Source organism: Sinomonas sp. (assembly GCF_051955515.1).
In the GTDB taxonomy this organism is placed as follows: domain Bacteria; phylum Actinomycetota; class Actinomycetes; order Actinomycetales; family Micrococcaceae; genus Sinomonas.
In genome coordinates this window covers 1-5,918 of record NZ_JBQCGQ010000149.1, presented here as the reverse complement: position 1 = coordinate 5,918, position 5,918 = coordinate 1, and the positions used below count along the sequence as shown (strand labels likewise).

The 5,918-nt window shown below is 65.8% G+C and carries 5 protein-coding genes; 1 reads left to right on the top strand and 4 read right to left on the bottom strand.

Annotated features, from left to right (window positions below):
* The 4 genes from ligD to ACTHL9_RS08290 form a co-directional block, all read right to left on the bottom strand.
* Positions 1-2,039: non-homologous end-joining DNA ligase (gene ligD, locus ACTHL9_RS08305; protein WP_440518380.1), on the bottom strand; the 2,039-nt coding region annotated here is incomplete at its 3' end.
* A 465-nt stretch (positions 2,040-2,504) separates the two neighbouring features.
* The gene (locus ACTHL9_RS08300) at positions 2,505-2,705 is read right to left on the bottom strand and encodes a CsbD family protein (protein WP_440518379.1); all 201 of its coding nucleotides are present in this window, start codon (positions 2,703-2,705) and stop codon (positions 2,505-2,507) included.
* A 127-nt stretch (positions 2,706-2,832) separates the two neighbouring features.
* Complete coding sequence (locus ACTHL9_RS08295) at positions 2,833-3,579, bottom strand: hypothetical protein (protein WP_440518378.1); 747 nt, start codon at positions 3,577-3,579, stop codon at positions 2,833-2,835.
* Between the two features lie 117 nt (positions 3,580-3,696).
* Complete coding sequence (locus ACTHL9_RS08290) at positions 3,697-4,728, bottom strand: LacI family DNA-binding transcriptional regulator (protein ID WP_440518377.1); 1,032 nt, start codon at positions 4,726-4,728, stop codon at positions 3,697-3,699.
* Positions 4,729-4,838: 110 nt separating this feature from the next.
* Here ACTHL9_RS08290 and ACTHL9_RS08285 point away from each other — a divergent pair, with 110 nt between their 5' ends.
* Complete coding sequence (locus ACTHL9_RS08285; RefSeq protein ID WP_440518376.1) at positions 4,839-5,783, top strand: dihydrodipicolinate synthase family protein; 945 nt, start codon at positions 4,839-4,841, stop codon at positions 5,781-5,783.
* Positions 5,784-5,918: the final 135 nt, after the last annotated feature.

Sequence of the window (5,918 nt, the reverse complement as noted above, 5' to 3'; positions counted from 1 at the left end):
GGGGAGAGGTCCGCGTTCTGGGGGAGGGAGTCTCCCGCGAGGGTCTCGAGGGCCTTGCGGCGCTCGCGGAAAGGGAGCGCCGTGAGGTCGCGGCCGTCGAATTCCAAAAGGTCGAAAAGAATGATCCGGACCGGATAATTCCGGCGTGCCGCGGCGACGTCGGTGGGGTCGCTGAGGCCCATTCTCTGCTGGAGCCGGGAAAAGGAGGGTCGGCCCTTCGAATCCATGGCGACGATTTCGCCGTCGAGAATTGCCGGTCCCAAATCGGCGAGTCCGGCGAGTTCGGGGTAGGTTCCCGTGGTGTCGAGCCCGCGGCGGCTGATGAGCTTGAGCGGTCCGCGTGCGTCGACAATGGCGCGGACGCCGTCCCACTTCATCTCCAGCGCCCAGTCGTCGCCGTGGACCAGCCCCGGGGTTCCGATCTGCGCGAGCATGGGCGACGGCGCGGGCCCGCTCTTCGCCGCCTTCGGGCCGCGCTTTCCCGGTGCGCTTCCCGTTGCGCCGTCATCTTTACCGTGTAAATCTGACGGCGCAACAGGGTCGTTGCGCGCTCCGTGGCGCCAGTGGCCCTTGGCCTGGTCTTTCATGAGGTGGGCGAGCCAGTTGTCCTTGCCGTCGCTTGTCCCCGTCTGGATGAGCGCGAGGCGCACGGGCTTGCCCTCGGCGATGCCGGCCAGCCCGCCGCCCTTCTGCCCATGCAGGATGACGATGATTTCCTTGCCGTCTTTCCATTTCTCGAGTTCGTACGTCCCGGTGTCCCAGATGAACATTTCGCCGGCGCCGTATTCGCCTTTCGGAATGGATCCCGAGAAGGTGAGATATTCGATCGGATGGTCTTCGGTGTGTACTGCGAGATTGTTTCGCTGCGGATCAGTCGGGATGCCGCGAGGGATGGCGAAGGACGCGAGGACTCCCTCGTGCTCGAGCCGCAGATCCCAATGCAGCCGACGCGCGTGGTGCTCATGGATCACAAACGTGTTCCCCTCGCCCGGCGTGGGTGACTCGAGGGGCACCGGTTCTGGAGTCGCGGCAGGGTCTCGCTTTGCTCGGTATTCCGTCAAGCGGTCCTCCACCCGCGCCGTCGTTGGTGACCCAGCGCGGGCGGACGACGACGGCGGGAGCCTTCCAGCGTCGTCGTGCACCCGGTGCTCGTCCGGCACGAGCGGCGCGAACAGGTCGCCGTACTTCTCGATCCGCGTCGCCATCTGGTCATAGCGCACGTGTGCCAAATCCGGGGAGCCAATCTCCTCCCAGGTCCTCGGCGCCGCGACCATGGGCTGGGCACGACCGCGGAGCGAATACGGCGCGATTGTCGTCTTCTGGCCGCTGTTCTGGCTCCAGTCGACGAGTACTCGGCCTTGGCGCAAGGTCTTCTTCTGATCGCTCACCACGAGATCGGGATGATCGGCGGCGAGGGAGCGCGCGAGCTCGTGGGCCACTGCCGAGACCTGCTCCCACGTCTGGCTCATGTCGAGCTTGGCGTAGAGGTGGATCCCCTTGCTCCCGCTCGTGACGGGGACCGAGACCATGCCGAGGTCGTCGAGGATCGGCTTGATGAGGTGGGCAACCTCGACGCACTCGGTGAGCCCCGCGCCCGGGCCCGGGTCGAGGTCGAGGACGAGGCGGTCGGGGTTGAGCATCTTGTCGTCGCCGGCGGCGCGCCATTGCGGGACGTGGATTTCGAGGGAGGCCATCTGGCCGAGCCAGATCAGCGTGGCGAGGTCGTTGATGAGGGGATAGGTGTTGGTGGAATGCCGGTGATGAATTGTCACACGCTCGACCCAGCTGGGCGTCGAATTGTCCAAATTCTTCTGGAAAAAGACCTGGCCGGGCTCGTCCGCGGTGCCGACGCCGTGAACCCACCTCTTGCGGGTTGCCGGGCGATCCCGGACAACCGGAATCATGTACGCCGCGACGGTCCGCAGGTAATCGAGAACGTCGGCCTTCGTGACGCCCGCATCCGGGTACAGCACTTTGTCGAGATTGGTCAGACGGATCTGATGGCCGTCGATTTCCACGATCTCGCGTTTCGCTGCCATGGCGCCACCTTCCCACTCTCCGTGCTTCTTGACTACCCAGAAGAAGGTGAGCTATCCGAGGAGCCCCTCGCCCCGTGACCTCTGTGTGAACCGCCTTGGGGCGAAGCAGCATATCTGTACGACGATGGCGGCAGACTGCAGCATGTCAGCGTCGCCGCATCCTTTCCCATGGCACAACGACGCGATCTTGTCGAGCAGCTCAAGCCGTTCATCGAGGCGAATCTCGCCGCTCATCCCTGGGGCGGCTGGGCTGATCAAGAAGCGCATCAGGGCAGCAGAATGCCGGCGGCAGTAAGCCGCTGGAGCGCTGGAAAGAATCTGTCGTTCGTGCCGCTGCGACGGGGACCCCGAGAGTTGCACCGTGGGCCAGTTCGAGACAGCCGCGGAATTCGACGTGCGCCGCATTCTGGGCCCGAAGCATGAGCAAGCCCTCCCCGAGAAGGGGAGGGCCCGCCGTCGTGCTCTCTAGTCGTGTTTCTTGAAGGCGTCCTTCACGTCGTGAAGGGCATCCTTCACCTTCTCCCCGGCCTGCTTGAGGCCCGCGGACATCTGGTCGCGCTTGCCTTCTGCTTCGAGGTCCGGGTCGTCGTTCGAACGGCCAAGGGCTTCCTTGGCCTTGCCGCCAAGTTCCTCAGCCTTGTTGTGGGCCTTGTCGTCGAATCCCATGCTGTCCTCCGTTCCTGCGGGTGAGTGCGTTCTTCGACGTGGACTGTTTCCCCGTTCAGCGGCCCGTCAAACGGGCAAAGTTGCGGGGCGAGTCGCCCTAGGCTCGCCATCACATGAGGCGAACCCCTCAGAGGCCCATCGCGCGCAGTTCGAAGCTTGTGGGAACCGAGAGGCCCGCGATCCAGAGGCGATGATCGCCGGCAATCGAGAGAAGGGCCGAGGAGGTGCCGTCCGAGAGAAGCGCAAACTCCAGCTTTTCGCTCGGCTTCGGATATGGCCGCCACGGCCCGTTGCCGCTATGGCTGAGGACGAACACGCGGGACTTTCCTGCCACGTCTTCGCTCTCCAGGATGAGAGTTGCACCGCCCCTGCCACGTTGGCGAGACTTCACGGTGACCGTGATTTCTCGCCAACTCAGCCCTTTGGACAAAAGTTTTCGCGCACGGCGGTAAGATAACGCCGGAACCGCGAGATATAGGCTGAGAGTTCCGATGACGATCAGCCCCATAAAGCCGACGTAATACGGCTCATATTCGCCGAAATATCCGCGCCCCAGCACCATGAGGTCCTTGGCGTTACTCGGGTTGACGGTGAGTCGCAGCTGCGTGCCGGGCTGTGGGCTGGCGTTGCAGCCGTTTCCGCTCTCGAAGCCTTCCTGCTCGGGTTGGCCGTTCAGAATGAAGGAAATGGTGAGACTGCAGGCATCATTGCCTTTGTACCGATGAGCGCGTTGACCAGTTACTGTCCCTGTTGTGTGAACATAGCTCGGGGTGAGCGGGGCGATGGTGACGCCCAGGAAGTAGGCGGTGGCCATCACGGCGGCGGCAAAGGGGAGCAGAGCGGTAGCGATCAGCAAGAGAAGCTTGCGCCGCAATGAGCTTCCTCGCCACGTTGGCGGCTCGCAGCGAAGGTGCGATCTCGCCTTCAGGTAAAGACCATCCGGAAGTGCAACCGACTCCGTCCCCATGGGCGAGAGTCTACGAGGCCTTTCTCATTGCCGTCGGCCCGTTGATGCGCGGGGAATGAGTGTCGGGGCAAGCACGCGTTGACCTCCGGTGATGGCGGGTCGCCCGTTGATCGAATTCAGCAGTCCGTCCACTGCCGCGGAGGCAATTTCCCGGAAAGGCACCCGTACAGTTGTCAGAGGGACCGCCAGACGGGCGACGAGGGGAATGTCGTTGTAGCCCACAATCGAAAGGTCCTGCGGAATGCGCAGCCCTGCGCGCTGGATGACAGAAGTGAAGCCAAAGGCGGTGTTGTCGTTCACGGCGAAGACCGCCGTCGGCCGCTGTGAACCGGCGAGCAGAGCCTCAGCCGCAGCCTCGCCGCTCTCCATGCTGAACGAGGAAGGGTAGACGAAGTCAGGGACCTCGGGAATCCCGGCCTCGCGGAGCGCCTGGCGGTACCCCTCGCGCCGCGCAACGGCGGTCGGCGCGTGGTCGGGCCCGGCGACGAGGCCGATCTCGCGATGCCCCAAGTCGATCAGGTGCCGCGTCGCGAGATAGCCGCCCAGAACGTCGTCGCCCACCACGGCTGGACTCTCCCCAAAGGGGCGCAAGGCGAGCACGTGGGGGATTCCCCGCTCGACGAGTTCCGTGCAGAGCCCGCCCTCGGTCGTGGCCGTCGTCAGGATCAGCCCGTCGACGCGCGAGGCGAGCATCGCCAGACCGTTCTCCCGCTCGAGCTGAGGGTCGTCGTAAGTCGTGGCCACGAGGGCGTGATAGCCCCGGGCCGTGCTCGCCGCGGCGATCTCCTCGAAGAGCATCGCCATGACGGTGTCGGTCAGGCGGGAGACCAGTACGCCGATGGTGTTCGTCTGCTGGCGCCGCAGGTTCGCGGCGGTGGGGTTCGGCTCGTAGCCGAGGGATTCGGCGACCGCGCGGATTCGCTCGGCCGAAGGGCTCCGGTAGAAGCGGTGCTCGCGGTTCATGGCGCGCGAGACCGTGGATCGCGCGACGCCCGCCGCCTCCGCGACATCAGCGATCGTCGGGCGTCCGCCGACGCGCGTTTCTTTGGCTTCCATCAATGCCTTCCCAGACCCCCTTGACGTGCTGCTGTGAACCAGCTTACAGTCGAAGCAATCGATAACGGAATCGATTGCACAACACGATCGACAACTCGAAGGAGAGCCCCATGAGCACCATCGATCTCCGCGGTCTGGTCCCCGCCCCCGTGACCCCCTTCACCCGCGACGGAGAGGTCGACGTCGACGCCATCCACCGCCTTGGAGGCTGGCTCGGCAGCGTTGACGGCGTCAAGGGACTGGTCGTCCTCGGCCACGCCGGCGAAGGCACGTTCCTGACCCAGGCCGAGCAGGCCCTCGTCATCTCGTCGTTCCGCGACGCGGTCGAGGGCCGGCTGCCGATCATCGCCGGCATCACCGGTGAGGGCAACAAGGTCGCCGCCGAGGAGGCGCAGCGCGCGGTCGACGCCGGTGCTTCCGCCGGCCTGGTCTACCCGTCCCACGGGTGGCTGCGATTCGGCTACCAGGAAGGCGCCCCGCAGTCCCGCTACAAGGAGATCTACGAGACCAGCGGCCTTCCGCTGATCCTGTTCCAGTACCCGGACGTCACCAAGGCCACCTACAACCTCGACACCCAGCTCGAGATCGCAGGCCAGGAGGGCGTGTTCGCCACGAAGAACGGCGTGCGGAACATGCGCCGCTGGGACACCGAGATCCCCGTGCTGCGCGCGACCTTCCCCGAGCTGCAGATCCTCACCTGCCACGACGAATACCTGCTGCACACCATGTTCGACGTCGACGGCGCCCTCGTCGGCTACGGCGGGCTCGCCCCCGAGCCGCTCGTCGAGCTCATCGCCGCCGGCAAGGCCAAGGACTACGTCAAGGCGCGCGAGGTCCACGATCGCCTGCTGCCCGTGACGAAGAACGTCTACCACCGCGGCTCGCACATGGAAGGCACGGTCGCGCTCAAGGAGGGCCTCGTGGCCCGCGGCATCCTCGAGCACGCCACCGTCCGCACGCCCCTTCTGCCGCTTGCCCCCGGCGCACACGACGAGATCGCCCTCGCCCTCGCCTCGGCCGGCCTCGGCCGCGGCAGCGCGCCGGCCCGCGCCTGAGCCGCTCACGCGGAGCCGGGTCGGAGCAGGAGTCGAGGGCCCGGCGGGGGGGGGCGGCCCCCCGGCGGGCGGGCACCCGCGCGGCAGCCCACCGGGGGTGAGAAGCGCGCTCGCCATACAAAGAGCCGCAAAGAC

Bases quoted from the DNA above. Each gene is read 5' to 3' on its own strand.
- ACTHL9_RS08300 (WP_440518379.1), bottom strand. From the start codon at position 2,705: ATGGGATTCGACGACAAGGCCCACAACAAGGCTGAGGAACTTGGCGGC.
- ACTHL9_RS08290 (WP_440518377.1), bottom strand. From the start codon at position 4,728: ATGGAAGCCAAAGAAACGCGCGTCGGCGGACGCCCGACGATCGCTGAT.
- ACTHL9_RS08285 (WP_440518376.1), top strand. From the start codon at position 4,839: ATGAGCACCATCGATCTCCGCGGTCTGGTCCCCGCCCCCGTGACCCCC.